Raw genomic sequence first — 24,126 nt, 5'->3', positions numbered from 1 at the left:
CGGCGGCGCCGCATGATGATGGGAATTCGATCGGCACATGGCCGGTTTAAGACGTCTTTCCGTCGCAAAAGGCGAGAACGTCGTCGACATAGTCGGCAAATTCGCTGATCCCGTGATCGCTGCCTTCGATCACGCGCGTCTTCGCGCCCGGGTAATGCGCGAGCATCTCGCGGTAATCGAGCACCTCGTCACCGGTCGCCGCGAACAAATAGTAGCGTTCGGCACGCGTGATCGCCGGCACGCGCAGCGCATCGAGCTCATGCAGGTGACGGCGCTCGACGACGATCGTGCCGCCGCCGTGGTACAGCGGCTGTTCGCCGAGATGCTGCTCGAGATCGCGCTGCGGCACGATGGCCGGATTCAGCAGCACGGCCTTCCAGCCGTGCTTTTCGGCCAGCCACGTGGCGTAATAGCCGCCGAGCGAACTGCCGATGACGGTCACGTCGCGCGCACCAGCCACCTCGGCTTCCGCCACCGCGATCGCTTCGAGCGGCGACACCGACAGCGACGGGCACCGCCACTCGCGGGTGCGGCCCAGTTCGGCCATGCGCGCGGCGAGCAGCCGCGACTTCTGCGATTCCGGCGACGACCGGAAGCCGTGCAGGTACAGGATCACGTGCGGCTCCCGAGCGCGTCGAGCAGCTTCTGGTGCACGCCGCCGAAGCCGCCGTTGCTCATCACGAGCACGTGGTCGCCCGGCCGGGCGGCTGCGACGACGGACTTCACCAGCAGGTGCAGATCGTCGAATGCGTGCGCCTTCTCGCCAAGCGGCGCCAGCGCCTCGGCCAGATTCCAGCCGAGCGCATCGCGCCCGGTCGGCGCGCCGTAGCCGAACACGAGATCGGCGTCGGCCAGGCTCGCCGGCAGTTGCGACTTCATCACGCCGAGCTTCATCGTGTTCGAGCGCGGCTCGAGCACCGCGAGGATGCGGGCATGCTGACGGCCGATGCGTGCACGAAGGCCGGCGATCGTGGTGTCGATCGCGGTCGGATGGTGCGCGAAATCGTCGTAGACGGTCACGCCGTCCACGCTGCCGCGCACTTCCATCCGGCGCTTCACGTTGCGGAACGAAGCAAGGGATTCGGCCGCCTGCGCGGGCGGCACACCGACGTGGCGCGCGGCCGCGATCGCCGCGAGCGCGTTCATCCGGTTGTGATCGCCCTGCACCTGCCACGCGACTTCGCCGACGCGTTCCGCGTGCGAATACACCGCGAAGCGCTCGTCGACCGGCACGCCGTCCTCGGCCGGCAGCGCCTGCCAGCCGCCGTCGACGCCGAAGCGCTCGACCTCGCTCCAGCAGCCGCGCGCCAGCACGCGCTCGAGCGCGTCCGAGCGGCCGTTCGTGACGATCCGGCCGACACCGGGCACCGTCCGCACGAGATGGTGGAATTGCGTCTCGATCGCGGCGAGATCCGGGAAGATGTCGGCGTGATCGAATTCGAGATTGTTCAGCACCGCGGTGCGCGGCCGGTAGTGGACGAACTTCGAGCGCTTGTCGAAGAACGCCGTATCGTATTCGTCGGCCTCGATCACGAAGAAGCTCGAATCGGTGAGCCGCGCCGACACGCCGAAGTTCAGCGGCACGCCGCCGATCAGGAAACCCGGGTTCAGGCCCGCGTCTTCCAGCAGCCACGCGAGCATCGACGACGTGGTCGTCTTGCCGTGCGTGCCCGCGACCGCGAGCACCCATTTGCCGGCCAGCACGTGCTCGCCGAGCCACTGCGGGCCCGACACGTACGGCAGGCCGCGATCCAGGATCGCCTCCATCAGCGGATTGCCGCGCGTGACGACGTTGCCGATCACGAACAGGTCCGGTTTCAGGTCGATCTGCTCGGCGCCGTAGCCCTCGATCAGCGTGATGCCCTGCGCCTCGAGCTGCGTGCTCATCGGCGGATAGACGCCCGCGTCGCAACCCGTCACCGTGTGGCCCGCCTCGCGCGCGAGTACGGCGAGACCGCCCATGAAGGTGCCGCAGATGCCAAGAATGTGGATGTGCATAGATGAATGCTTTCGCGCCGCCGGGCGCCGTCGATTCGGAAAGGATGCGTGTGCGGCGCGGCGGACAGGCCGTGCGGCCGGCGCCCGGCCAACGGCTTTTGCCGCGACACAAAGAACGCTATTGTAACTGACGGCCTGCCGTGCCCGGCGGCCCGAACGCTGCGCGCGAACGTCGCCGGCACGCCGGGCGGCAGGCCGCCGCACCCGCGCTCGGGCCCTGCGGCGATCGAGTATGATTGCCGGATCATGTCTCGTAAAACCCTTCTCGACCCGCGGCGCGTCCGCGAGGAAATCGCCCAGTCCGCCGCGCGCCTGATCGCGGAGGACGGCCTGGACTATGCCGGCGCAAAACGCAAGGCCGCGCGCCAGTTGCTGGGAGATACGCGCGTTGCCGGTGAATGGCTGCCGGATAACGACCAGATCGAGGAAGAACTGCGCGAGTACCTCGCCCTGTTCCAGAGCGACACGCAGCCGGACGAACTGCGCCGCCTGCGCGAAATCGCGCTCGACTGGATGCGCCGGCTCGCCGAGTTCCATCCTTATGTGACGGGCGCCGTGCTGAACGGCACCGCGAACGCGCATTCGGATATCCATTTGCAGGCATTCACCGACAACCCGAAGGACGTCGCGATCTACCTGCTGAACCAGAACGTCCAGTACGACGTATCCGAGACGCGGCACTTCGCGGGTCGCGCCGACGTCGAGACGCTCAGTTTCCTGTGGCGCCCGCGGCGCGACGTCGATGCGATCGGCATCCACCTCGCGCTCTATGCGAGCGACGACCTGCGCGGCGCGGTCAAGGCCGACGCGCGCGGCCGGGTCGCCCGTGCGGATGCCGCCGCGCTGCGCGCGCTCGTCGAAGCAGGCAAGGCCCCTTCCGAACCGGAATGATTCAACGATGATGATGAAACGCATGTTGGCGCTCGCGGTGGTCGCGGCCGCCGCCGTTGCCGGCGGGCTCGCCGCCGGCCATTGGTTCCGCGGCACCGCCGACGACGGTGTCGCCGTCGCCGCGCCCGCCGCACACGGCAGCCCGGTCGAGCAGTTGTGGGCCGCGTCGCTGACGGGCACCGACGGCAAGCCCGCCACGTTGTCCGCATTCAAGGGCCAGAAAGTCGTCGTCAATTTCTGGGCGTCATGGTGCGGCCCGTGCGTCGAGGAGATGCCGGAGCTCGTCGCGCTGTCACATCAATACAAGCAGAAGGGCATCCGTTTCATCGGGATCGGCGTCGATTCCGAACAGAACGTGAAGAACTTTCTGCAGAAGGTGAAGGTCGACTATCCGGTATTCGTCAGCGGATATGCGGGCGCCGATCTGGCCCGTAATTTCGGGAATACCGCCGGTGCGCTGCCGTTTACGGTCGTCATCGACGAAACCGGCAAGATTCGCGAGACAAAATTAGGACAAATCCAGCCGGCCGAGCTGAAAAAGACGCTCGACGCGCTGTAAGCTGTCCGAACGGCGGCCCGCACGTTGGCGGCGATTTGCCCGTCGATCGCCGCAATTTCGCGTGAATTCGCCGATACTTTGGATGCGCGCCGGTAATTCTTGCAGGTCGCATGCGCTCGGTCGTTCGGCAAAACTAGACAAATTTCTCTAAATAGCGCTAAAGTTCGCGCAATTCCGCAGAAATAGAAGCGACCATGACACGATTGCTGGTGCTGCACGGCCCCAACCTGAACCTTCTCGGCACCCGGGAACCGGAGGTGTACGGCCGCGTCACGCTCGCACAGATCGATCAGGCGCTTGCCGCGCGCGCCCGGGAAGCCGGCGCCGAACTGTCGTCGTTCCAGAGCAACCATGAAGGTGCGCTGGTCGACCGCATCCAGGCCGCGCGGGAAGAACAGACCGATTTCATCCTGATCAATCCGGCCGCGTACACGCACACGAGTGTCGCGATCCGGGACGCGATCGCCGGCGTTGGCATCCCGTTCGTCGAGGTTCACTTGTCGAACGTGCATCGCCGCGAAGCGTTCAGGCACCACTCCTACTTTTCCGACCAGGCCGAAGGCGTGATCTGCGGGCTCGGCTGGAAAGGTTATCTGTACGCGCTCGAGTACGCGCTGGACAAGCTGCAAGGCACGTCGCGCGGCTGATTTCGCGATCTAGATTCAGCGCCGGCCCCTAACCGGCGCTTTCACGTATTGAAAGGGGAATTCCCGATGGATCTTCGTAAGCTGAAAACTCTGATCGACCTCGTTTCCGAATCCGGCATCTCCGAGCTGGAAGTGACGGAAGGCGAAGGCAAGGTGCGCATCGTCAAGAACGCGCCGCCGGTCTACGTGCAGCCGACGGCTGGGTATGCCCCGCAAGTCAGCGCGCCCGCTCCGTCGGCCGCGCTGCCGACCGAAGGCGCTGCCGCGCCGGCCGCTGGCGCCGCAGCCGCTCCGGCTGTGCCGCAGGGCCACGTCGTGACGTCGCCGATGGTCGGCACGTTCTATCGCGCACCGTCGCCGGGCGCGGACCCGTTCGTCCAGGTGGGCGATACGGTCAAGGAAGGCCAGACGATCTGCATCATCGAAGCGATGAAGCTGCTCAACGAGATCGAGTCGGACAAGGCCGGCGTGATCAAGGAAATCCTCGTCGAGAACGGCCAGGCCGTCGAATACGGCCAGCCGCTTTTCGTGATCGGCTAAGTCCGCCGCGCGGCCTGCGGGCCGCGCGCCGCCGATGCCCGCCAGGCGCCGTTCGCGCGCCCCTCGAAGAGACGAATACTCGCTATGTTTGAAAAAATCCTCATTGCCAACCGCGGTGAAATCGCGCTGCGCATCCAGCGTGCGTGCCGCGAGCTCGGCGTCAAGACGGTGGTCGTCTACTCGGAAGCCGACAAGGAAGCCAAGTACGTGCGCCTCGCGGACGAAGCCGTCTGTATCGGCCCGGCCCCGTCGAACCTGAGCTACCTGAACATGCCGGCGCTGATCAGCGCCGCGGAAGTCACCGATGCCGAGGCGATCCACCCCGGCTACGGCTTCCTGTCCGAGAACGCCGACTTCGCGGAACGCGTCGAGCAGTCGGGCTTCACGTTCATCGGCCCGCGCCCGGAAACGATCCGCATGATGGGTGACAAGGTCACCGCGAAGCAGACGATGATCAAGACCGGCGTGCCGTGCGTGCCGGGCTCGGAAGGCGCGTTGCCGGACGATCCGAAGGAGATCGTCAAGATTGCGCGCGCGATCGGCTATCCGGTCATCATCAAGGCGGCAGGCGGCGGTGGCGGGCGCGGGATGCGCGTCGTGCACACCGAGGCCGCGCTCGTCAACGCGGTCAACATGACCCGCGAGGAAGCCGGCCGTGCGTTCGGCAACCCGCAGGTGTACATGGAGAAGTTCCTCGAGAACCCGCGCCACATCGAAATCCAGGTGCTGTCCGACGCGTTCAAGAACGCGATCTGGCTCGGCGAGCGCGATTGCTCGATGCAGCGCCGCCACCAGAAGGTGATCGAGGAAGCGCCGGCACCCGGCATTCCGCGCCGCCTGATCGACCGCATCGGCGACCGCTGTGCGGACGCGTGCAAGAAGATGGGCTATCTCGGTGCGGGCACGTTCGAATTCCTGTACGAAAACGGCGAGTTCTACTTCATCGAGATGAACACGCGCGTGCAGGTCGAGCACCCGGTATCGGAGCTGATCACGGGCGTCGACATCGTGCAGGAACAGATCCGCATCGCGGCCGGCGAGAAGCTCACGCTGCGCCAGCGCGACATCCAGTTCCGCGGACATGCGATCGAATGCCGGATCAACGCGGAAGATCCGTTCAAGTTCACGCCGTCGCCGGGCCGGATCACGTCGTGGCATACGCCGGGCGGCCCCGGCGTGCGCGTCGACTCGCATGCCTACAATGGCTATTTCGTGCCGCCGAACTATGATTCGATGATCGGCAAGCTGATCACCTACGGCGCGACGCGCGAGCAGGCGATCAGCCGGATGCGCATCGCGCTGTCGGAAATGGTCGTCGAAGGCATCCAGACCAACATCCCGCTGCACCGCGAGCTGATGATCGATTCGAAGTTCGTCGAAGGCGGCACCAGCATCCATTACCTCGAAAACCGGCTCGCCCAGAAGCAGCAGGTCGCACCGGAAGAAGCGTAAGCATGAGCTATCGCGAACTCGTCGTCGAACTGGCCCGTGAGCATGCGGAGGCGCTGTCCGACGCGCTGCTCGAACTCGGCGCGCTGTCGGTGTCGGTCGAAGATGCCGACGCCGACACGCCCGACGAACAGCCGCTCTTCGGCGAGCCGGGCCTCGTGCCCGACCGCACCGCGTGGCAGCACTCGCGCGTGGTCGCGCTGCTCGCGGCCGACCATGAGCCGGCCGTGCTGCTTGCGGCGGCCGCGAACGAGATCGGCGTCGCCGAGACGCCGGCATTCACCGTGCGCGAAGTCGAAGAGCAGGACTGGGTGCGTCTCACGCAATCGCAGTTCGAGCCGATCCCGATCGGCGAGCGGATCTGGGTCGTGCCGTCGTGGCACGATGCGCCCGATCCCGACGCGCTCATCCTCGAACTCGATCCCGGCCTCGCATTCGGCACCGGCAGCCACCCGACCACACGCCTGTGCATGGAATGGCTCGAGCAGTCGGTGCAGCCCGGCCAGTCGGTGCTCGACTACGGCTGCGGCTCCGGAATTCTCGCGATCCTCGCGAAGAAATGCGGGGCGAACCCCGTGATCGGCATCGACATCGATCCGCAGGCGGTCGAATCCGCGCGGCAGAACAGCGAACGCAACCGTGCGGAAGTCACGTACGGCCTGCCCGATGCATGCCCGGACGGTGAATTCGACATCGTCGTCGCGAACATCCTGTCGAATCCGCTGAAGCTGATGGCGTCGATGCTCGCATCGAAGGTCAAGCCGGGTGGGCGCATCGCGCTGTCGGGCGTGCTCGCGCGCCAGGCGGACGAAGTGGCGGCCGTCTACGCACGCTACGTCGACATCTCGGTCTGGCGTGAGCACGAAGGTTGGGTATGCCTCGCCGGAACCCGACGCGAAAGCCATTAGAATAGCGCTGTCCTTCACTCTGGCCAGCAGGCCGCCCGGCTCGACATGCTTCTTGCGACGCGCTGCCCTCATTGCGAAACCGTCTTCCGGCTGCAGCAGGAACAGCTCTCGCTGCATCAAGGGCTCGTGCGCTGCGGGCATTGCCACGAAGTCTTCAACGCATCCGAGTCGCTCGTTCCCGAGCACGCGCAGCAGCCTGAACCGGCCCTGACCGAACCGGCTGCCGCGCCGGATCGCGGCGATGCGCCTCTTCCGGCCCCGCCTCGGCTGTTCGCTGCCGAAGCGCCGGCCGGGCCCCCTTCCGACACCGATTACAAGCCGGAAGGCTGGGACATGTGGGCGCCGTGGCTCGATGCCGGCGTCGACCCGTCGCTGCAGCACAACGTGCAGACCCTGCGCACCGAGCCGCTGATCCCGCTCGCCCTTCCGTCCACCGAAGCCGGCGTCGTTCACCTGTCGGGTACGCCCGCACCGGTCGCGCCCTCCCCGACCGAGCTGGATATCTCCACTGCCGTCGCGCAACCGGCCGAATCGCTGCCGGCGCAGACGCAAACGCAAACGCCGCAGGATTCCGAACCATCCGCCGCGTCCGTCGAACACGACCCGCGTGAGCCCCGCTTCGTCGCCCACCGTCCGTCGGACGCAGAGACCACTCGCGATGCCGCAGAGCCCGTCGGCACCGCGCACTTCGCCGTGCCGGACGACGAACACGTGCCGCGCGAACCGCGTTTTGCGTTCACACCAGCGCCGGCCGTCGCCGCACCTGGATCCGAGCCCGAGCCTGGCACCGGCGCCACACGGCACGACGAGACGCCCGCCACGGCCACCAACGCACCGGCCGCACCGTTCCCCGCTACGTTGACCGACGACGATCGTCCGCACTTCGCCGTCACGCGCGAGACGCGCGCACCGCAGCGGCGCGGCATGCTCGGCGGGTTTTTCGGTGGCCTCGTCGCTGCCGTGCTCGCCGTGCTGCTCGTCGGGCAACTCGCATGGTGGCAGCGCGAAACGCTGATGATCTACTGGCCCGTCACGCAGGGCTGGTTCCGGCAGGCCTGCGCGCCGCTCGGCTGCACGGTCGCGCCGCCGCGCGCGATCGACGGCCTGCGGCTTGACGCAACCGACCTGCGCCAGCTCGACGGCCCGCGCGAGCTCGAACTGAAAGTGCCGCTGACGAACCGCTATCGCGTCGCACTCGCCTACCCGTCGCTCGAGCTGACGCTGCTCGACGACACCAACCACGTGACCGTGCGCCGCGTACTCGCGCCGCGCGACTACGTGCGCCCGGGCACGCCGATCGACGCCGGGCTGCCGCCCGGCACGACGCAGACGATGGTCGTCCGCGTCGAAACGAACGGCACGCCCGCCTCGAATTTCCGCGTCCAGATTTTCTATCCGTGACGCGCCGCGGCGCGCGCCTGCGCGCCCGTCTCAACCCGCGCGCCCGAGCGGCGCGCTATTTCGGAGCACGAACATGAGCAAAGTTACGCTGGGTGGCAACCCGATCGATCTCGCCGGCACGTTCCCGGCCGTCGGCGCGCAAGGCGCCGATTTCAAGCTGGTCGGCAAGGACCTCGCCGACCTGTCGCTCGCCAGCTTCGCCGGCAAGCGCAAGGTGCTGAACATCGTCCCGAGCCTCGACACGCCGACCTGCGCGACGTCGACCCGCAAGTTCAACGAAGCCGCATCGTCGCTCGACAACACGGTCGTCGTCGTCGTGTCCGCCGACCTGCCGTTCGCTGCTACGCGCTTCTGCACGACCGAAGGCCTCGAGAACGTCGTGACGGCTTCGACGTTCCGCACCGGCCGCGCGTTCGCGAACGCGTACGGCGTCGACGTGACGAGCGGCCCGCTGAACGGCCTGACCGCACGTGCGGTCGTCGTGCTCGACGAGCAGGACAAGGTGATCCACGCGGAACTCGTCGGCGAAATCAAGGACGAGCCGAACTACGATGCAGCGCTCGCCGCACTGAAGTAAGCTTTCTTCCGGTTTCCCCTGCCGCGTCGCGCCTTTCGCGCGGCGTTGTCGCGCAGGGTCCCTCATTTCTACAGGAACGCACACCTTGGCTACGTTGATTTGCGGCTCGATCGCCTACGATTCCATCATGACTTTCGAGGGTCGGTTCCGCGAGCACATCCTGCCCGACCAGGTGCACCTCATCAACCTGAGCTTCCTGGTGCCGACGATGCGCCGCGAATTCGGCGGCTGTGCGGGCAACATCGCGTACGCGCTGCACCTGCTCGGCGGCGATGCGCGCATCATGGGGACGATCGGCGCACTCGACGCGCAGCCGTACCTCGACCGCCTCGACCAGCTCGGCCTGCGCCGCGACCACGTTCGCGTGCTGCCCGACACGTATACGGCGCAGGCGATGATCACGACCGATCTCGACAACAACCAGATCACGGCGTTCCACCCGGGCGCGATGATGCAGTCGCACCTGAACCACGCGGGCGACGCGCCCGGCATCAAGCTCGCGATCGTCGGCCCCGACGGCTTCGACGGGATGGTGCAGCACGTGGAAGAACTCGCCACGGCCGGCGTGCCGTTCGTGTTCGATCCGGGCCAGGGTCTGCCGCTGTTCGACGGTGCGACGCTGCGCCGCAGCATTGAACTTGCGACCTATGTGGCGGTCAACGACTACGAGGCCAAGCTGGTGAGCGACAAGACGGGATGGTCCGAAGATGAAATCGCCAGCCGGGTCGACGCCCTCGTCATTACGCGTGGCGAGCACGGCGCGACCATCCGCCACAAGCAGGGCACGGAGCAGATTCCTGTCGTGCCGGCCGAGCGGATCTCCGATCCGACCGGCTGCGGCGATGCCTTCCGGGGTGGCTTGCTGTACGGCATCGAGCATGGCCTCGACTGGGCAACCACGGGCCGCCTCGCGAGCCTGATGGGCTCGATCAAGATCGCCCACCAGGGGCCCCAGACTTACGCACTGACGCGCGCCGAAATCGACGCGCGCTTCGAGACTGCATTCGGTTACAGTCTCAAATGAATATTGTGGGAGAGCAAAGATGTTGACGAAAAAGACCCTCACGCTCGCGGCCATGCTGACGGCCTCGCTGACGCTCACCGGTTGCTTCACCGCACCCGGTTCGGCGGATGTCTATAGCGTCGGCCAGGCGCAGCGCGAACAGACGGTCCGCATGGGCACGGTCGAAAGCGTCCGTGCGGTGCGCATCCAGTCCGACGGCGGCGGCAGCGCGATCGGCACGCTCGGCGGCGGCGCACTCGGCGCGGTGGCAGGCAGCGCGATCGGCGGCGGCAAGGGGTCAATCCTGACCGCGATCGCCGGCGGCCTCGTCGGCGCGGTCGCGGGCAACGCGGTCGGCGAAAACCTCAGCACGGCGAACGGTGTCGAAATCACCGTGCGCCTCGACAACGGCGACCTGCGCTCGATCACGCAGGCTGCAAGCGGCGAAGCGTTCCGCGCCGGCGAACGCGTGCGACTGCTGTCGAGCGGCGGCGTCACGCGCGTCACGCACTAACAGGTACCTCAGCACGCGGCGCAAGCCGCGGTCGAACGCATGTGCGAAGCTGCACATGCGTTTTTTTTCGTCCGTACTCGCCGCAGCCGGCATACGGGCGTCCGGTATGCGGGCACCCGGCACATCGGGCAAGGACGGACGAAAAAAATCCCGCCACCTGAGCCAGATGGCGGGACTGATTGAGTAGCGCTACTCAACCCACGGACACCACGTGAGTGTCCGGGTGGTGCAGGTCAGCCTCGATTACGGACGGCTGCCGGTCGGGAACGGCCATGCCGCTGCCGGGTTGAGCGCGGTCTTCACGCCCGATGCCGGCGCAACCGATGCGGTCGACGCGGTCGTTGCCGGCGCAGCCTTCTTCACGACGGCCTTCTTCGGCGCAGCAGCCTTCTTCGGAGCCGCGGCCTTCTTCGCCGGAGCGGGAGCCGGAGCAGCAGCGGCAGCCTTCTTCGCCGGAGCAGCGGCCTTCTTCGCAGGGGCAGCCTTCTTCGCAGCAGGCGCAGCCTTCTTCGCAGCGGCCTTCTTCGCAGGCGCAGCCTTCTTCGCAGCAGCCTTCTTCGCCGGCGCGGCCTTCTTCGCAGCAGCCTTCTTAGCCGGTGCGGCCTTCTTCGCAGCAACCTTCTTCACTGCGACTTTCTTGGCGGCAACCTTCTTCGCTGCGGCCTTCTTCGCCGGTGCTGCCTTCTTCGCGGCAACCTTCTTCACCGCGACCTTCTTGGCTGCAACCTTCTTCGTTGCGACCTTCTTCGCAGCAACCTTCTTCACTGCTGCCTTCTTCGCCGGTGCTGCCTTCTTCGCGGCAACCTTCTTCACCGCGACCTTCTTCGCAGCAACCTTCTTCACTGCAACGGCCTTCTTCGCCGGAGCAGCAGCCTTCTTCGCAGCGACCTTCTTCACTGCGGCCTTCTTTGCAGCCGGTTTCTTCTTGGCAAGTGCCATGTTGTTCTCCTTCAGGTTCAGATGAGAGTCAGTTCAAACTACACCCTTCGTCAAAACCCGCTTCCCGCGGACGCTGTTCAGGACGTGCGCTTCGAAGCGGGCTATTCATCGGCGTACGCGGATACCACGCGCTTACGCTAATGAATACGGTATGGCGCGCGTGGCCACCCGGCCTCGCGCGCCAAATCAAGTCGGTAGCCGGCGCACCTCGCGCCGCTACCCCTAATCGCTTGATCAAGCGGACCGCCACACGGCCGTCCGCTTTTTCCGGAGGGAAGTTTGCCCATCCCACTGAAGGGTTCGCAAAGTGCCTGTCGTGTCGTCGTGCCGTTAAGGCACCGGGCATGCTTTGCATCAGGCGTTCTTGCTCCTAAACCTTGAGCCGGGGCCGAGAGGCCGCCGGCTGTTCCATCATGTGACGGGTTCGCTGCTGCGGGTTATTCCCAGGACAGCGCGCCGCCCGTCTGATACTCGATCACACGCGTCTCGAAGAAGTTGCGTTCCTTCTTCAGGTCGATCATCTCGCTCATCCACGGGAACGGGTTTTCCTCGTTCGGGTAGAGCGGGTCAAGGCCGATCTGCTGGCAACGACGGTTGCTGATGAAGCGCAGATAGCTCTTGAACATCGACGCGTTCAAACCCAGCACGCCGCGCGGCATCGTGTCCTCGGCGTAGCGGTATTCGAGTTCGACAGCCTGCTTGAACAGCTCGCGGATCTCGGCGCGGAATTCGGCGGTCCAGAGATGCGGATTCTCGAGCTTGATCTGGTTGATCAGGTCGATGCCGAAGTTGCAGTGCATCGACTCGTCGCGCAGGATGTACTGATATTGCTCTGCAGCACCCGTCATCTTGTTCTGGCGGCCGAGCGCGAGGATCTGCGTAAACCCGACATAGAAGAACAGGCCTTCCATGATGCAGGCGAACACGATCAGCGACTTCAGCAGCTTCTGATCCGCTTCGAGCGTGCCGGTCTTGAAGGCCGGATCCGTCAGCGTGTGGATGAACGGGATCAGGAATTCGTCCTTCGCGCGGATCGACGTGACCTCGTGGTACGCGTTGAAGATCTCGCCTTCGTCGAGACCGAGCGATTCGACAATGTATTGGTACGCGTGCGTGTGGATCGCCTCTTCGAACGCCTGGCGCAGCAGGAACTGCCGGCACTCGGGCGCCGTGATGTGGCGGTACGTGCCGAGCACGATGTTGTTTGCCGCGAGCGAATCGGCCGTCACGAAGAAGCCGAGGTTGCGCTTCACGATGCGGCGCTCGTCCTCGGTCAGACCGTTCGGGTCCTTCCACAGAGCGATGTCGCGGGACATGTTGATTTCCTGCGGCATCCAGTGGTTCGCGCAACCGGCCAGATACTTTTCCCACGCCCACTTGTACTTGAACGGCACCAGCTGATTGACGTCAGTCTGGCCGTTGATGATGCGCTTGTCGGCGACATTGACCCGCGCTTCCGAACCGCCGGCGGGAACAGCCGATGCTTGCGGGGGCACCGCAAGATCGCCTTCGAAAATGTCGCGGACCTGATGGGCGGCAGGCGTTGCAGCCTGCAGTCCGACAGCCGTTCCTGCGGAGGTGCGCATCGCGTTTTGCTGCGCTCCGCTCGCGGGAGTTACGGCAGTCTTCTCTTCATCCCAGTTGAGCATAAATTCTCACCATCAATTTAGAACGGTTTGTACCATCTTTTCCTGAGCGATAAAAGGGTTCGCTCACGAAAAATCCTTTTTTCGATTCGCGTTGCGACCTCGATACAACACTTTGAGCAACGCATCGTCGTTCATGCAGCGCGCGATGTGTGTCGCGCGTGTATCGCGAGGTGCGCTCGACGCATCGAACGCTGATCGAAACACGACGTCGTCGGGGATGTTTCGATCGCTTGTCACTGCCTGCAACGCAGGTGCCGCGTTACAGATTCCTTATCATTTTTTTAGTTGAGAGCGGCGCACACTTCAACCTCGATCGGTCGTCGTGTGCGCCGCGCTGACCTGCTTCTCAGGTCAGGCGCACTGCGTTACTGGCACGCTTCGCATTCGTCGAAGCCGGGATCGCCCGGACGCATCGTGCACACCGGACCATCCGCCTCGACCGGTGCGAGTGCCGGTGCCGCGTTGACCGCACCCGACGACGCATCGCCGCCTGCCGCACCGAAGCCGCCAGCCGCGCCTTGCGCGCCGCCGCTGCTCGAACCGCCGCCCGTCGGCACGGCGTTCAGCGCGCCGTGTGCGACCGTCGACTTCTCGACGTGCGTCGCCGCCATCGTGCGGAGGTAGTAGGTCGTCTTCAGGCCGCGCAGCCATGCGAGCTTGTAGACCTCGTCGAGCTTCTTGCCCGACGCGCCGCCCATGTAGATGTTCAGCGACTGCGCCTGGTCGATCCACTTCTGGCGACGCGATGCCGCTTCGACCAGCCACGTCGGGTCGACTTCGAACGCGGTCGCGTAGATCGCGCGGAGGTCGGCCGGGATGCGGTCGATGCGCGACAGCATGCCGTCGAAGTACTTCAGGTCGGCGACCATCACTTCGTCCCACAGGCCGCGTTCCTTCAGGTCGCGCACCAGGTACTCGTTCACCACCGTGAATTCGCCCGACAGGTTCGACTTCACGTACAGGTTCTGGAAGGTCGGCTCGATACAGGCCGACACGCCGATGATGTTCGAGATCGTCGCCGTCGGCGCGATCGCGACGCAGTTCGAGTTGCGCATGCCGTGCGTGGCGATCCGCGAACGCAGCGACGTCCAGTCGAGCGATTCGGAGGTGTCGACTTCGACGTAGCCGCCGCGTGCTTCCGTCAGCAGCTTCAGCGTGTCCTGCGGGAGGATGCCGCGATCCCACAGCGAGCCGCGGTAGCTCGAGTAGCGGCCGCGCTCTTCAGCCAGCTCGGTCGACGCGTAGTACGCGTAGTAGCAGACCGCTTCCATCGAACGATCGGCGAACTCGACCGCCGCTTCCGACGCGTACGGCGTGCGCAGCAGGTGCAGGCAGTCCTGGAAGCCCATGATGCCCATGCCGACCGGACGGTGCTTCAGGTTCGAGTTACGCGCCTTCGGCACCGCGTAGTAGTTGATGTCGATCACGTTGTCGAGCATGCGCATCGCGACGCTGATCGTGCGCTTCAGCTTGTCGTGGTCGAGCGCGTAGCTGCCGTCGGCCTGCTTCACCAGGTGGGCGACGAGGTTCACCGAGCCGAGGTTGCACACCGCGATTTCGGTGTCGCTCGTGTTCAGCGTGATTTCCGTGCACAGGTTCGACGAGTGGACGACGCCGACGTGCTGCTGCGGCGAGCGCACGTTGCACGGATCCTTGAACGTGATCCACGGGTGGCCCGTCTCGAACAGCATGCCGAGCATCTTGCGCCAGAGTTGCTGCGCCGGGATCTTCTTGAACAGCTTGATCTCGCCGCGTGCGACCTTGTCTTCGTAAGCCGTGTAAGCCGCCTCGAATTCCGCGCCGAACTTGTCGTGCAGGTCCGGGCAGGTCGACGGCGAGAACAGCGTCCAGTCGGCGCCTTCCATCACGCGCTTCATGAACAGGTCGGGAATCCAGTTCGCCGTGTTCATGTCGTGCGTACGGCGGCGATCGTCGCCCGTGTTCTTGCGCAGCTCCAGGAACTCCTCGATGTCGAGGTGCCACGATTCGAGGTACGCGCAGACCGCGCCCTTGCGCTTGCCGCCCTGGTTGACCGCGACGGCCGTGTCGTTGACCACCTTCAGGAACGGGACCACGCCTTGCGACTTGCCGTTCGTGCCCTTGATATGCGAGCCGAGTGCACGCACGCGCGTCCAGTCGTTGCCCAGGCCGCCGGCGAACTTCGACAGCAGCGCGTTTTCCTTCAGCGCTTCATAGATGCCGTCGAGATCGTCCGCGACGGTCGTCAGGTAGCACGACGACAGCTGCGAGCGGTGCGTGCCCGAATTGAACAGCGTCGGCGTCGAGCTCATGAAGTCGAAGCTGGACAGCACGTTGTAGAACTCGATCGCGCGCGTTTCGCGGTCGATCTCGTTCAGCGACAGGCCCATCGCGACGCGCATGAAGAATGCCTGCGGCATTTCGATGCGGGTGCCCTCGACGTGCAGGAAGTAGCGGTCGTACAGCGTCTGCAGGCCGAGGTAGCCGAACTGCAGGTCACGGTTCGCGTCGAGCGCTTCGCCGAGGCGCTTCAGGTCGAACTGCAGCAGCTTGTCGTCGAGCAGGCCGGCGTCGACGCCGCGCTTCAGGAACTGCGGGAAGTATTCAGCGTAACGGGTCGACATCTCGGCCTGCACCACTTCCTCGCCGAGGATCTCGCGGCGGATCGTGTGCAGCAGGATGCGGGCCGTGACCTGGCTGTACGCCGGATCCTTCTCGATCATCGTGCGCGCAGCCAGGATCGCCGAGTCGTAGACCTGGCTCATCGGCACGCCGTCGTACAGGTTCTTCACCGTTTCCGCGACGATCGGGTCAGGGTTAACCGCAGCGCCGAGGCCGTCGCATGCCGACACGATCAGCGCGCGCAGCGCGTTCAGGTCGAGCGGACGCGTGACGCCGTTGTCGACGACGTTGATGCCGGTGCTCGCCTCGCCGCCTGCCGCCGCTTCCTCGCCCGCATGCTGGCGCTCGAGGTGGCGCTTCTCGCGATACAGCACGTACGCACGCGCGACGTTGTGCTCGCCGCCGCGCATCAGCGCGAGTTCGACCTGGTCCTGGATGTCTTCGATATGGAACGTACCGCCGTTCGGGCGGCTGCGCACGAGCGCGCGCACGACGTTGTGCGTCAGTTGCTCGACCTGCTCGCGTACGCGCGCCGATGCCGCGCCCTGCCCGCCATTGACGGCCAGGAAAGCCTTGGTCACCGCGATCGCGATCTTCGAGGGTTCGAACGATACGACGCTGCCGTTGCGGCGGATCACCTTGTAGTCGGCGAACGTGGCCTGCGGCGCGAGCGCCTTCGCGCCCTGTTCGGTCCCGCCGAGCGGACGGCTCGAGGCGCTCTCGTACTGGGACGTCGCGTTGTCGGTGGTTTGCATGTGCAAAGCTCCTGGTGTTGGATGGTGCGGAGAGAACCGCGGATTAAAACGAACGCTGCGCAACGCGGTGCGCGAGCGGTAAGAGGCGAGCGATGCGCCGGGGAAGCCGGTTCGGTCGATGCGCGACAACCGATCCGGTCGTGTGCTTCGTCATGTGTACCCTGCCCCGTCGATGTTCGCTGCGCTGATCGCGACGCCCGGACCGCCCGGCCTGACGCGCCGCCCTGAGAACCCTGTCCGCCGGCGTTGCCCGCCGGCCGGTGCCGCTCGGGTTTCCCCTGCGACACACACTATATCTAGTGCGGAACTGCTCAACTGGCACCAAGTATAGTGGACATTCGGAGGACATCAAAACGGAGAATTTGCGATAGAGGTCTTGACATCGCTCACGTGCAGACACGGCAAGGCATTGGTCGGAGAAAAAACTTTCTCCGCTCAAAAAACCCCGCGATCAGTGCTGACGGAAAGGAAAGTATTCGGCGGAAAAACCGGCATCGCTCGCGAAGCGTTGCCAATCGAAATGCGGGCCCGGGTCGGTCTTGCGGCCCGGCGCGACGTCCGAGTGCCCCGCGAATGCGTCGACCGGGTAGCGTGCCGCGAGCGTGCGGGAGAGCGCGGCGAGCATGGCGTACTGCGCGTCGTCGAACGGCACGTCGTCCGCGCCTTCGAGCTCGATGCCGATCGAGAAGTCGTTGCAACGCGGCCGGCCGAAGAATTCGGAGGAGCCCGCGTGCCATGCACGCTCGTCGCACGACACGAACTGCACGAGTTCGCCGCTGCGGCGGATCAGGAAGTGCGCGGACACGCGCACGTCGCGCAGGTGGCTCTGGTAATAGGGGTGCGCATCGCAGTCGAGACGATTCAGGAACAGCGCCTCGATCGCGTCACCACCAAATTCGCCGGGCGGCAGGCTGATGTTGTGGACGACCACGAGCGTCGGCACCGCGCCTGCGGGCCGCACCTCGAAGTTCGGTGACGGCGCATGGCGCGCTTCGCGCACCCAGCCGTTCGCGTCGACCGACAGCAACCGCGCGTCGCTCATCGTGCGTCGTGACCGCTCGTGCGTGCAGCGTGGCGCTGCGCGTGCTCGGCACTGCAGAAGTATTCGCCGCCCGCGGCGACGGCGTCGCCCTTCGGCGCATGCACGCCGCATTCGGCGCAGCGCACCATCGGCTCGGGCAGCGCCCGCGCGTCGCCGCTCGGGCGCCCCGCACCCGCGCCGCCGGCGCCGGGCATGCCGTCGTAACCGGCGCCGCGGCCGGTGCGCGCCTGCGCGTGCTCCTGGGCCTGGCGCAGCTTGCGCGCGATCCACGAACCCGCGAAGAAGAGAAGAATCAGGAGAAGAATCTGTCGCATCGGAAACCTGCGTTCAAACCACGGAACGGTGCAGCAGCACCTCGAAAACGAACCGGCTGCCGACATACGCGAGCAGCAGCGCGGCGAACGACACGAGCACCCAGCGCGCGGCACCGCGGCCACGCCAGCCCGACGTCTTGCGGGCGACCAGCAGGCCGCCGAACATCAGCCACGACAGGATCGCGAATACCGTCTTGTGGTCGAGCCGCAGCGCGCGCGCGTCGACCTGCTCGCTGAACAGGATGCCCGACGCGAGCGTCAGCGTGAGCAGCACGAAGCCGGCGCCGATCAGGCGGAACAGCAGCTTCTCGAGCGTCAGCAGCGGCGGCAGCGTCTCGAGCCAGCTCGCGATCCAGCCCGTCGAGCCGTCGCGCCCGCCGCTCCTCAGCGACTGCAGGCGCCGCTCGACCATCAGCATCAGGACCGCGTGCAGTGCCGCGATCGCGAACAGGCCGTATGCGATGTTCGCGATCAGGAAGTGCAGCTTGAACAGCGGTGCTGCGGCATAAGGAAGCACCCGCACGCCACCGAACACGAGCGGCAGCAGCGACGCGCCGCACGCGAGCGGCAATACCAGCAGGCGCAGGCTGTCGAGCGGGAAGAAGAAGCTCTCGATCCAGTAGATGCCGGCGCCGAGCCAGAACATCGCGGACAGCGCGAACGCGAAGCCGAACACCATCGCGTCGTTCGGAAAGATCGTCATGTGGAGCAGCACGCCGTGCGCGACCAGCGCGGCGAACAGCAGCGCGCGGCCGGCCCCGCTCATCCCGGACGCGGCGGACGCGGGAACCGGCACGGCCGGCACGCTCGCGACGAGCGGCGTCGCGCCCTGGCGGTGCGTGCGCCAGCCTGCGACGGCGAGGCCGCCGTACAGGAATGCGGTGAGGGCATACAGTACAATATCCATGTTCGAAGTTTACACTAGGCCCCCTTCCCGCGACGGCTCCCTTTGTTCGGTTCCGCCGCGCCTTCGGGCCCCACTGTCCATCGCTCCCCATGCTCGACAATCTCACTCAACGGATGGCGCGCGTCGTCAAGACGCTGCGCGGCGAGGCCCGGCTCACCGAGGCGAACACGCAGGAGATGCTCCGCGAGGTGCGTCTCGCCCTGCTGGAGGCCGACGTTTCGCTGCCGGTCGTCCGCGAATTCATCGCCAAGGTCAAGGAAAAGGCGCTCGGCGAAGAAGTGATCAGCAGCCTGTCGCCGGGTCAGGCGCTGGTCGGCGTGGTCCAGAAGGAACTGACCGCCGTGATCGGCGGCGACTACGAAGGCAAGGCCGCCGAGCTGAACCTCGCGGTCACGCCGCCCGCCGTGATCCTGATGGCCGGCCTGCAGGGCGCGGGCAAGACCACGACCGTGGGCAAGCTCGCGAAGCTGCTGCGCGAGAAGTACAAGAAGAAGGTGCTCACGGTGTCGTGCGACGTGTATCGTCCGGCCGCGATCATGCAGCTGAAAACGGTGACCGAGCAGGTCGGCGCCGACTTCTTCCCGTCCACGCCGGACCAGAAGCCCGTCGACATCGCGGTCGCGGCCGTCGACTGGGCGAAGCGCCACTACCATGACGTGCTGATCGTCGACACGGCCGGCCGTCTCGGCATCGACGAGGCGATGATGCAGGAAATCGCCGCGCTGCACGGCACGCTGAAGCCGGCCGAAACGCTGTTCGTCGTCGACGCGATGCTCGGCCAGGACGCGGTCAACACCGCGAAGGCGTTCAACGACACGCTGCCGCTCACCGGCGTCGTGCTGACCAAGCTCGACGGCGACTCGCGCGGCGGCGCCGCGCTGTCGGTGCGTCACGTCACGGGCAAGCCGATCAAGTTCGTCGGTGTCGCCGAGAAGCTCGACGGCCTCGAGGTGTTCCACCCCGACCGGATGGCGAACCGGATCCTCGGCATGGGCGACATCCTCGCGCTCGTCGAGGAGGCGCAGCGCGGCGTCGACGTGCAGGCCGCGCAGAAGCTCGCCGACAAGGTCAAGAAAGGCGGCGACTTCGACCTGAACGATTTCCGCGCGCAGATCTCCCAGATGAAGAACATGGGCGGCCTGTCGTCGCTGATGGACAAGCTGCCTGCGCAGTTCCAGCAGGCGGCGGCCGGCGCCGACATGGGCCAGGCCGAGAAGTCGATCCGCCGGATGGAAGGCATCATCAGCTCGATGACGCCGGCCGAGCGCGCGAAACCCGAGATCATCAAGGCGACGCGCAAGCGCCGCATTGCAGCCGGCGCGGGCGTGCCGGTGCAGGAAGTCAACCGGATGCTGAACCAGTACGACCAGATGCGTACGATGATGAAGAAGCTGAAGGGCGGCAACATGCAGAAGATGATGCGCGGCCTGAAGGGCATGATGCCCGGCATGCGCTGATTCCGCCCATCGGCCGGCGCGCGGGTTTTTGCTGTAGCGCGCGCCCGCCGTTCTGCTTCATTCTTATTTGTATACCGACTGCCCGCCAGAACACATGAACCGCGAAGAAGCCCTCCACATTTTCAACCACTCCGAAGAGATCGTCTCGGCGGACGCCGTCAACGCGTCGATCTCCAAGATGGCCGACGCGATCCGCGCCGAGATCGGCGACGCGTTCCCGCTCGTTCTCTCGGTGATGGGCGGCGCCGCGGTGTTTACCGGGATGCTGCTGCCGCATCTCGATTTCCCGCTGGAATTCGACTACATCCACCTGACCCGCTACCGCAACACGACGCAGGGCAGCCCGGAAATGCACTGGCGCGTCGCGCCGCGCGAATCGGTGAAAGACCGGATCGTGCTCGTGCTCGACGACATCCTCGACGAAGGCGAGACGATGGCCGCGATCCGCGACCGCATTCTCGACATGGGCGCGCAGCGCTTCATGTCGGCCGTGCTGTGCGAGAAGACGCTCGCGAAGGCCAAGCCGCTGCACCCCGACTTCTGCGGCTTCGCGGTGCCCGACCGCTACGTGTTCGGCTGCGGGATGGATGCGAAGGGCTACTGGCGCAACCTGCCGACGATCCGTGCGCTGACCACGAACGTCTGAGCACCCCGCTCCGCACTATATAAAGAGAAAGCGGCGCTCCGGTTTCCCGGAGCGCCGCTTTTTTTCGCGCCTTGAGTGTGCGCCACCCCGCCCTACAGCTGGTGCACGAACACGCGGACGCCGCCCAGCATCATCTCGACCGAAATCGCGACGAGCACGAGGCCCATCAGCCGCTCGAATGCCGCGACGGTCCGCTCGCCGATCCATTGCTGGATCCGCTCGGCCAGCACCAGCGTCACCGCGCAGACGATCATCGTGACCGTCAGCGCGCCGACCCACTCGAGCATCTTGCCGGGCCCCTGCGACGTCAGCAGCATCACCGTCGCGAGCGCGGACGGCCCGGCGAGCGCCGGAATCGCGAGCGGCACGATGAACGGCTCGCCGCCCGCTCGCGGATCGTTGCCGAGCGCGCCGTCCGGATGCGGGAAGATCATCCGCAGCGCGATCAGGAACAGCACGATCCCGCCGCCGAGCCGCAGCGACAGGTCGGTGAGGCTCATCATCCGCAGGAAACGATCACCGACCAGCATGAAGAACAGCAGGATCACGAACGCGATCCCCACTTCACGCAGGATCAGCTTCACGCGCCGCTCACGCGGCACATCCCGCATCGCCGAAATGAACAGCGGGATGTTGCCGAGCGGATCGGTGATCAGCACCAGGAGCACGGTGGCCGACAGGAAGGTGTATTCCACCGCGTTCCCCAGTCGGTACGCTTAGCGCGCGAGCGCGGCGCGGATCTTCTCCGCGACCGTCGCCGCAGCCGCGTCGGCCGGCAGCAGCGTTGCTTCGGCGTCGCGGCGGCCCTGATACTCGATCTTGCCTTCCTTCAGGCCGCGCTCGCCGATCACGAGGCGATGCGGCACGCCGATCAGTTCCCAGTCGGCGAACATCACGCCCGGGCGCTCGCCGCGATCGTCGAGGATCACGTCGATGCCGGCAGCGACGAGTTCCGCGTACAGCTTGTCGGCGGTCTCGCGCACCATGTCGCTGCGGTCATAGCCCATCGGGCACAGCACGACTTCGAACGGCGCGATCGACTCGGGCCAGATGATGCCGCGGTCGTCGAAGTTCTGCTCGATCGCCGCGCCGAGAATGCGCGTGACGCCGACGCCGTAGCAGCCCATCAGCATCGGCTGCGGCTTGCCCGACTCGTCGAGGAACGTCGCGCCCATCGCTTCCGAATACTTGGTGCCGAGCTGGAACACGTGGCCGACCTCGATGCCGCGGCAGATGTCGATCACGCCCTTGCCGTCCGGCGACGGGTCGCCCTTCTTCACGTTGCGCACGTCGGCGACGTCCGGCTCGGGCAGGTCGCGGCCCCAGTTCACGCCAGCGATGTGGTAGTCGATCTCGTTCGCGCCGACGACGAAGTCGCTCATGTTCGCGACCGTGCGGTCCGCGATCACCTTCACGGGCTTCTTCGTGCCGACCGGGCCGAGATAGCCCGGCGGCGTGCCGAACCACTCGACGATTTCCTGCTCGGTCGCGAAGCGGTGGTTCTTCAGGCCCGGCAGCTTCGACACCTTGATCTCGTTCAGGTCGTGATCGCCGCGCAGCATCACGAGCCAGATGGTCGGCTCGGCGCCTTCGTTGTCGGTCGCGAGCACGATCGACTTGATCGTGCGCTCGAGCGGGATGGCCAGCAGTTCGGCGACGGCTTCGCACTTCGCCTTGCCCGGCGTCGCGACCTTCTCCATCGCTTCGGCCGGCGCCGCGCGCTCAGGCGTCAGCGGCAGCGCTTCGGCCGCCTCGATGTTCGCCGCGAACTCGGACGTCGGGCAGTACGCGATCGCGTCTTCACCGGTGTCGGCGATCACGTGGAATTCGTGCGAGAAGTTGCCGCCGATCGAGCCGCTGTCGGCCGCGACCGCACGGAACTCGAGGCCGAGGCGCGTGAAGATGCGCACGTACGCGTCGTACATCTTGCGATACGACTCGTTCAGGCCGGCCGCGTCCTTGTCGAACGAGTACGCGTCCTTCATGATGAATTCGCGGCCGCGCATCACGCCGAAGCGCGGACGGATCTCGTCGCGGAACTTCGTCTGGATCTGGTAGAAGTTCACCGGCATCTGCCGGTAGCTCTTGATCTGGTTGCGCGCGATGTCGGTGATGACTTCCTCGTGCGTCGGCCCGATCACGAAGTCGTTGTCCTTGCGGTCCTTGAAGCGCAGCAGCTCGGGGCCGTACTGCTCCCAGCGGCCCGATTCCTGCCACAGCTCGGCGGGTTGCACGGCCGGCATCAGCAGCTCGATGGCGCCCGCCCGGTTCATTTCCTCGCGCACGATCGCCTCGACCTTGCGAATCGAACGCAGGCCGACCGGCAGGTAGTTATAGATGCCGCCGGCGACGCGACGGATCATGCCGGCGCGCACCATCAGCTTGTGGCTGACGATCTCTGCGTCGGCGGGTGCTTCTTTCAGGGTGCCGATAAAGAAACGGGAAGCTTTCATGCGGACGGTTCCAAAAACGGCGCCCCCAGGCGGGGCGCCCGAAAAAGTTTCAAGGTGAAAAAGCGGCGCGCCGCGAACAACGATGGCGCAGATGACGTAGCAGACTAATCAGGGACAATTCAGCCGGTGCACCCCGCGCGGATTCGCTCCGTCACGGTGCGCAGCGCCCGTTATCTGTTTATAATCAAAGCAATTTTAAAGGATTCGAAGGTGGTTGTATGCTGGATCGTGAAGGCTTTCGCCCGAACGTCGGCATCATCCTCTTGAACGCGCGCAACGAGGTGTTTTGGGGCAAGCGGCTCCGCGAGCATTCCTGGCAGTTTCCTCAAGGTGGGATCAAGTACGGCGAGACCCCCATGCAGGCGATGTACCGGGAACTGCACGAGGAAACGGGCCTGCATCCGGAACACGTCAAGATAATCGGCCGCACCCGCGACTGGTTGCGTTATGAGGTGCCTGACAAGTTCATTAAACGCGAAGTACGCGGTCATTACCGCGGCCAGAAGCAGATCTGGTTCCTGCTGCGGATGGTTGGACGCGATTGCGACATTTGCTTGCGCGCGACCGACCACCCGGAGTTCGATGCGTGGCGCTGGAACGAGTACTGGGTGCCGCTCGATGCGGTGATCGAGTTCAAGCGGGATGTCTATCAGTTGGCGCTGACGGAACTGTCGCGCTTCCTGCGCCGCCCGGCGCAGCGAGCCGAGAAGCCGCGTGGGCCGCGTCTGTCGCGCTATCCGCGCGTCATTGGCGTACAGGCCCAGCAGACGCTGACGATTGTCGACACATCGGTAGTCTGTTCGGAGATCGAAGTGGAAGCGGGCACGCTCGACGAGATGCCGCCCCACGTGATCGTCGGCAAATGACGAATCGAAC

24 protein-coding genes are annotated in these 24,126 nt (G+C 65.7%); 13 read left to right on the top strand and 11 right to left on the bottom strand.

What is annotated here, in order from left to right:
* Positions 1–46: 46 nt before the first annotated feature.
* Both CFB82_RS03175 and mpl read right to left on the bottom strand, forming a co-directional pair.
* Positions 47–616, bottom strand: coding sequence for a YqiA/YcfP family alpha/beta fold hydrolase (locus CFB82_RS03175; RefSeq protein WP_089483404.1), 570 nt, complete (start codon positions 614–616; stop codon positions 47–49).
* Positions 613–2,202: a UDP-N-acetylmuramate:L-alanyl-gamma-D-glutamyl-meso-diaminopimelate ligase gene (gene mpl, locus CFB82_RS03170; RefSeq protein WP_373558726.1), complete on the bottom strand. Its 1,590-nt coding sequence runs from the start codon at positions 2,200–2,202 to the stop codon at positions 613–615. Before mpl ends, CFB82_RS03175 begins: the two co-directional genes overlap by 4 nt.
* Positions 2,203–2,244: 42 nt before the next feature.
* On the opposite strand from mpl, the gene CFB82_RS03165 reads away from it, so the two are divergent.
* The 10 genes from CFB82_RS03165 (at position 2,245) to CFB82_RS03120 (ending at position 10,487) form a co-directional block, all read left to right on the top strand.
* Positions 2,245–2,889: a UDP-N-acetylmuramate--alanine ligase gene (locus tag CFB82_RS03165; RefSeq protein WP_069247084.1), complete on the top strand. Its 645-nt coding sequence runs from the start codon at positions 2,245–2,247 to the stop codon at positions 2,887–2,889.
* A gap of 7 nt (positions 2,890–2,896) precedes the next feature.
* Positions 2,897–3,448 carry a TlpA family protein disulfide reductase gene (locus CFB82_RS03160; RefSeq protein ID WP_046544895.1) on the top strand — a complete coding sequence of 184 codons (552 nt, stop codon included), beginning with the start codon at positions 2,897–2,899 and terminating at the stop codon, positions 3,446–3,448.
* A 194-nt stretch (positions 3,449–3,642) separates the two neighbouring features.
* Positions 3,643–4,095, top strand: coding sequence for a type II 3-dehydroquinate dehydratase (gene aroQ, locus CFB82_RS03155; protein ID WP_011350880.1), 453 nt, complete (start codon positions 3,643–3,645; stop codon positions 4,093–4,095).
* A 66-nt stretch (positions 4,096–4,161) separates the two neighbouring features.
* Positions 4,162–4,635, top strand: a complete 474-nt coding sequence (gene accB, locus CFB82_RS03150; protein ID WP_039353042.1) for an acetyl-CoA carboxylase biotin carboxyl carrier protein — start codon at positions 4,162–4,164, stop codon at positions 4,633–4,635.
* An 84-nt stretch (positions 4,636–4,719) separates the two neighbouring features.
* Positions 4,720–6,087, top strand: coding sequence for an acetyl-CoA carboxylase biotin carboxylase subunit (accC, locus tag CFB82_RS03145; protein WP_069255717.1), 1,368 nt, complete (start codon positions 4,720–4,722; stop codon positions 6,085–6,087).
* Between the two features lie 2 nt (positions 6,088–6,089).
* The gene (prmA, locus tag CFB82_RS03140) at positions 6,090–6,992 is read left to right on the top strand and encodes a 50S ribosomal protein L11 methyltransferase (RefSeq protein ID WP_069247082.1); all 903 of its coding nucleotides are present in this window, start codon (positions 6,090–6,092) and stop codon (positions 6,990–6,992) included.
* A 45-nt stretch (positions 6,993–7,037) separates the two neighbouring features.
* Entirely contained in the window at positions 7,038–8,393 is a 1,356-nt protein-coding gene (locus tag CFB82_RS03135; RefSeq protein WP_089483403.1) for a DUF3426 domain-containing protein, read from the top strand.
* A gap of 73 nt (positions 8,394–8,466) precedes the next feature.
* On the top strand, positions 8,467–8,970 hold the full coding sequence (gene tpx / locus CFB82_RS03130; RefSeq protein WP_069247080.1) for a thiol peroxidase: 504 nt from the start codon (positions 8,467–8,469) through the stop codon (positions 8,968–8,970).
* Positions 8,971–9,055: 85 nt separating this feature from the next.
* A complete protein-coding gene (locus CFB82_RS03125) occupies positions 9,056–9,994 on the top strand; it encodes a carbohydrate kinase family protein (RefSeq protein WP_089483402.1) in 939 nt (312 codons plus the stop codon).
* Positions 9,995–10,013: 19 nt separating this feature from the next.
* The gene (locus CFB82_RS03120) at positions 10,014–10,487 is read left to right on the top strand and encodes a glycine zipper 2TM domain-containing protein (RefSeq protein WP_021161893.1); all 474 of its coding nucleotides are present in this window, start codon (positions 10,014–10,016) and stop codon (positions 10,485–10,487) included.
* Between the two features lie 243 nt (positions 10,488–10,730).
* Here CFB82_RS03120 and CFB82_RS03115 read toward each other — a convergent pair whose 3' ends face one another.
* The 7 genes from CFB82_RS03115 to CFB82_RS03075 form a co-directional block, all read right to left on the bottom strand.
* A complete protein-coding gene (locus CFB82_RS03115; protein WP_069247078.1) occupies positions 10,731–11,426 on the bottom strand; it encodes a histone H1-like DNA-binding protein in 696 nt (231 codons plus the stop codon).
* Between the two features lie 28 nt (positions 11,427–11,454).
* On the bottom strand, positions 11,455–11,781 hold the full coding sequence (locus CFB82_RS03110) for a hypothetical protein (RefSeq protein ID WP_076841698.1): 327 nt from the start codon (positions 11,779–11,781) through the stop codon (positions 11,455–11,457).
* An 82-nt stretch (positions 11,782–11,863) separates the two neighbouring features.
* Complete coding sequence (locus tag CFB82_RS03105; RefSeq protein ID WP_039353057.1) at positions 11,864–13,075, bottom strand: ribonucleotide-diphosphate reductase subunit beta; 1,212 nt, start codon at positions 13,073–13,075, stop codon at positions 11,864–11,866.
* 365 nt (positions 13,076–13,440) lie between these two features.
* A complete protein-coding gene (locus CFB82_RS03095) occupies positions 13,441–16,431 on the bottom strand; it encodes a ribonucleoside-diphosphate reductase subunit alpha (protein WP_089483401.1) in 2,991 nt (996 codons plus the stop codon).
* Between the two features lie 451 nt (positions 16,432–16,882).
* The gene (ampD, locus tag CFB82_RS03085; RefSeq protein WP_089483400.1) at positions 16,883–17,473 is read right to left on the bottom strand and encodes a 1,6-anhydro-N-acetylmuramyl-L-alanine amidase AmpD; all 591 of its coding nucleotides are present in this window, start codon (positions 17,471–17,473) and stop codon (positions 16,883–16,885) included.
* Positions 17,470–17,787: a PP0621 family protein gene (locus tag CFB82_RS03080; RefSeq protein WP_069247075.1), complete on the bottom strand. Its 318-nt coding sequence runs from the start codon at positions 17,785–17,787 to the stop codon at positions 17,470–17,472. The genes ampD and CFB82_RS03080 overlap by 4 nt, the downstream gene beginning before the upstream one ends.
* A 13-nt stretch (positions 17,788–17,800) precedes the next feature.
* A complete protein-coding gene (locus tag CFB82_RS03075) occupies positions 17,801–18,694 on the bottom strand; it encodes a cytochrome C assembly family protein (protein WP_027783481.1) in 894 nt (297 codons plus the stop codon).
* Between the two features lie 89 nt (positions 18,695–18,783).
* Here CFB82_RS03075 and ffh point away from each other — a divergent pair, with 89 nt between their 5' ends.
* Entirely contained in the window at positions 18,784–20,151 is a 1,368-nt protein-coding gene (gene ffh, locus CFB82_RS03070) for a signal recognition particle protein (protein ID WP_069247074.1), read from the top strand.
* Between the two features lie 94 nt (positions 20,152–20,245).
* Positions 20,246–20,797 carry a hypoxanthine-guanine phosphoribosyltransferase gene (locus CFB82_RS03065; protein WP_069247073.1) on the top strand — a complete coding sequence of 184 codons (552 nt, stop codon included), beginning with the start codon at positions 20,246–20,248 and terminating at the stop codon, positions 20,795–20,797.
* A 92-nt stretch (positions 20,798–20,889) separates the two neighbouring features.
* Here the strand turns inward: CFB82_RS03065 and CFB82_RS03060 are convergent, their stop codons facing one another.
* Both CFB82_RS03060 and CFB82_RS03055 read right to left on the bottom strand, forming a co-directional pair.
* The gene (locus CFB82_RS03060) at positions 20,890–21,492 is read right to left on the bottom strand and encodes a MarC family protein (protein WP_069247072.1); all 603 of its coding nucleotides are present in this window, start codon (positions 21,490–21,492) and stop codon (positions 20,890–20,892) included.
* A gap of 21 nt (positions 21,493–21,513) precedes the next feature.
* The gene (locus CFB82_RS03055; RefSeq protein WP_089444909.1) at positions 21,514–23,250 is read right to left on the bottom strand and encodes a proline--tRNA ligase; all 1,737 of its coding nucleotides are present in this window, start codon (positions 23,248–23,250) and stop codon (positions 21,514–21,516) included.
* 218 nt (positions 23,251–23,468) lie between these two features.
* Between CFB82_RS03055 and CFB82_RS03045 the strand changes: the two genes are divergently transcribed.
* Positions 23,469–24,116, top strand: coding sequence for an RNA pyrophosphohydrolase (locus CFB82_RS03045; RefSeq protein WP_069247070.1), 648 nt, complete (start codon positions 23,469–23,471; stop codon positions 24,114–24,116).
* Positions 24,117–24,126: the final 10 nt, after the last annotated feature.

Origin of the sequence: Burkholderia sp. HI2714 (assembly GCF_002223085.1) — a bacterium.
In the GTDB taxonomy this organism is placed as follows: Bacteria; Pseudomonadota; Gammaproteobacteria; order Burkholderiales; family Burkholderiaceae; genus Burkholderia; species Burkholderia lata_D.
The sequence above is the reverse complement of the archived record's forward strand: the minus strand, read 5'-3'. Positions and strand labels throughout refer to the sequence as shown.

Bases quoted from the DNA above. Each gene is read 5' to 3' on its own strand.
- CFB82_RS03080 (WP_069247075.1), bottom strand. From the start codon at position 17,787: ATGCGACAGATTCTTCTCCTGATTCTTCTCTTCTTCGCGGGTTCGTGG.
- CFB82_RS03075 (WP_027783481.1), bottom strand. From the start codon at position 18,694: ATGGATATTGTACTGTATGCCCTCACCGCATTCCTGTACGGCGGCCTC.
- CFB82_RS03165 (WP_069247084.1), top strand. From the start codon at position 2,245: ATGTCTCGTAAAACCCTTCTCGACCCGCGGCGCGTCCGCGAGGAAATC.
- CFB82_RS03065 (WP_069247073.1), top strand. From the start codon at position 20,246: ATGAACCGCGAAGAAGCCCTCCACATTTTCAACCACTCCGAAGAGATC.
- CFB82_RS03105 (WP_039353057.1), bottom strand. From the start codon at position 13,075: ATGCTCAACTGGGATGAAGAGAAGACTGCCGTAACTCCCGCGAGCGGA.
- accC (WP_069255717.1), top strand. From the start codon at position 4,720: ATGTTTGAAAAAATCCTCATTGCCAACCGCGGTGAAATCGCGCTGCGC.
- CFB82_RS03135 (WP_089483403.1), top strand. From the start codon at position 7,038: ATGCTTCTTGCGACGCGCTGCCCTCATTGCGAAACCGTCTTCCGGCTG.
- CFB82_RS03055 (WP_089444909.1), bottom strand. From the start codon at position 23,250: ATGAAAGCTTCCCGTTTCTTTATCGGCACCCTGAAAGAAGCACCCGCC.
- CFB82_RS03095 (WP_089483401.1), bottom strand. From the start codon at position 16,431: ATGCAAACCACCGACAACGCGACGTCCCAGTACGAGAGCGCCTCGAGC.
- CFB82_RS03110 (WP_076841698.1), bottom strand. From the start codon at position 11,781: ATGCAAAGCATGCCCGGTGCCTTAACGGCACGACGACACGACAGGCAC.
- CFB82_RS03045 (WP_069247070.1), top strand. From the start codon at position 23,469: ATGCTGGATCGTGAAGGCTTTCGCCCGAACGTCGGCATCATCCTCTTG.
- aroQ (WP_011350880.1), top strand. From the start codon at position 3,643: ATGACACGATTGCTGGTGCTGCACGGCCCCAACCTGAACCTTCTCGGC.
- tpx (WP_069247080.1), top strand. From the start codon at position 8,467: ATGAGCAAAGTTACGCTGGGTGGCAACCCGATCGATCTCGCCGGCACG.
- CFB82_RS03120 (WP_021161893.1), top strand. From the start codon at position 10,014: ATGTTGACGAAAAAGACCCTCACGCTCGCGGCCATGCTGACGGCCTCG.
- accB (WP_039353042.1), top strand. From the start codon at position 4,162: ATGGATCTTCGTAAGCTGAAAACTCTGATCGACCTCGTTTCCGAATCC.
- ampD (WP_089483400.1), bottom strand. From the start codon at position 17,473: ATGAGCGACGCGCGGTTGCTGTCGGTCGACGCGAACGGCTGGGTGCGC.
- prmA (WP_069247082.1), top strand. From the start codon at position 6,090: ATGAGCTATCGCGAACTCGTCGTCGAACTGGCCCGTGAGCATGCGGAG.
- ffh (WP_069247074.1), top strand. From the start codon at position 18,784: ATGCTCGACAATCTCACTCAACGGATGGCGCGCGTCGTCAAGACGCTG.
- CFB82_RS03115 (WP_069247078.1), bottom strand. From the start codon at position 11,426: ATGGCACTTGCCAAGAAGAAACCGGCTGCAAAGAAGGCCGCAGTGAAG.
- CFB82_RS03160 (WP_046544895.1), top strand. From the start codon at position 2,897: ATGATGATGAAACGCATGTTGGCGCTCGCGGTGGTCGCGGCCGCCGCC.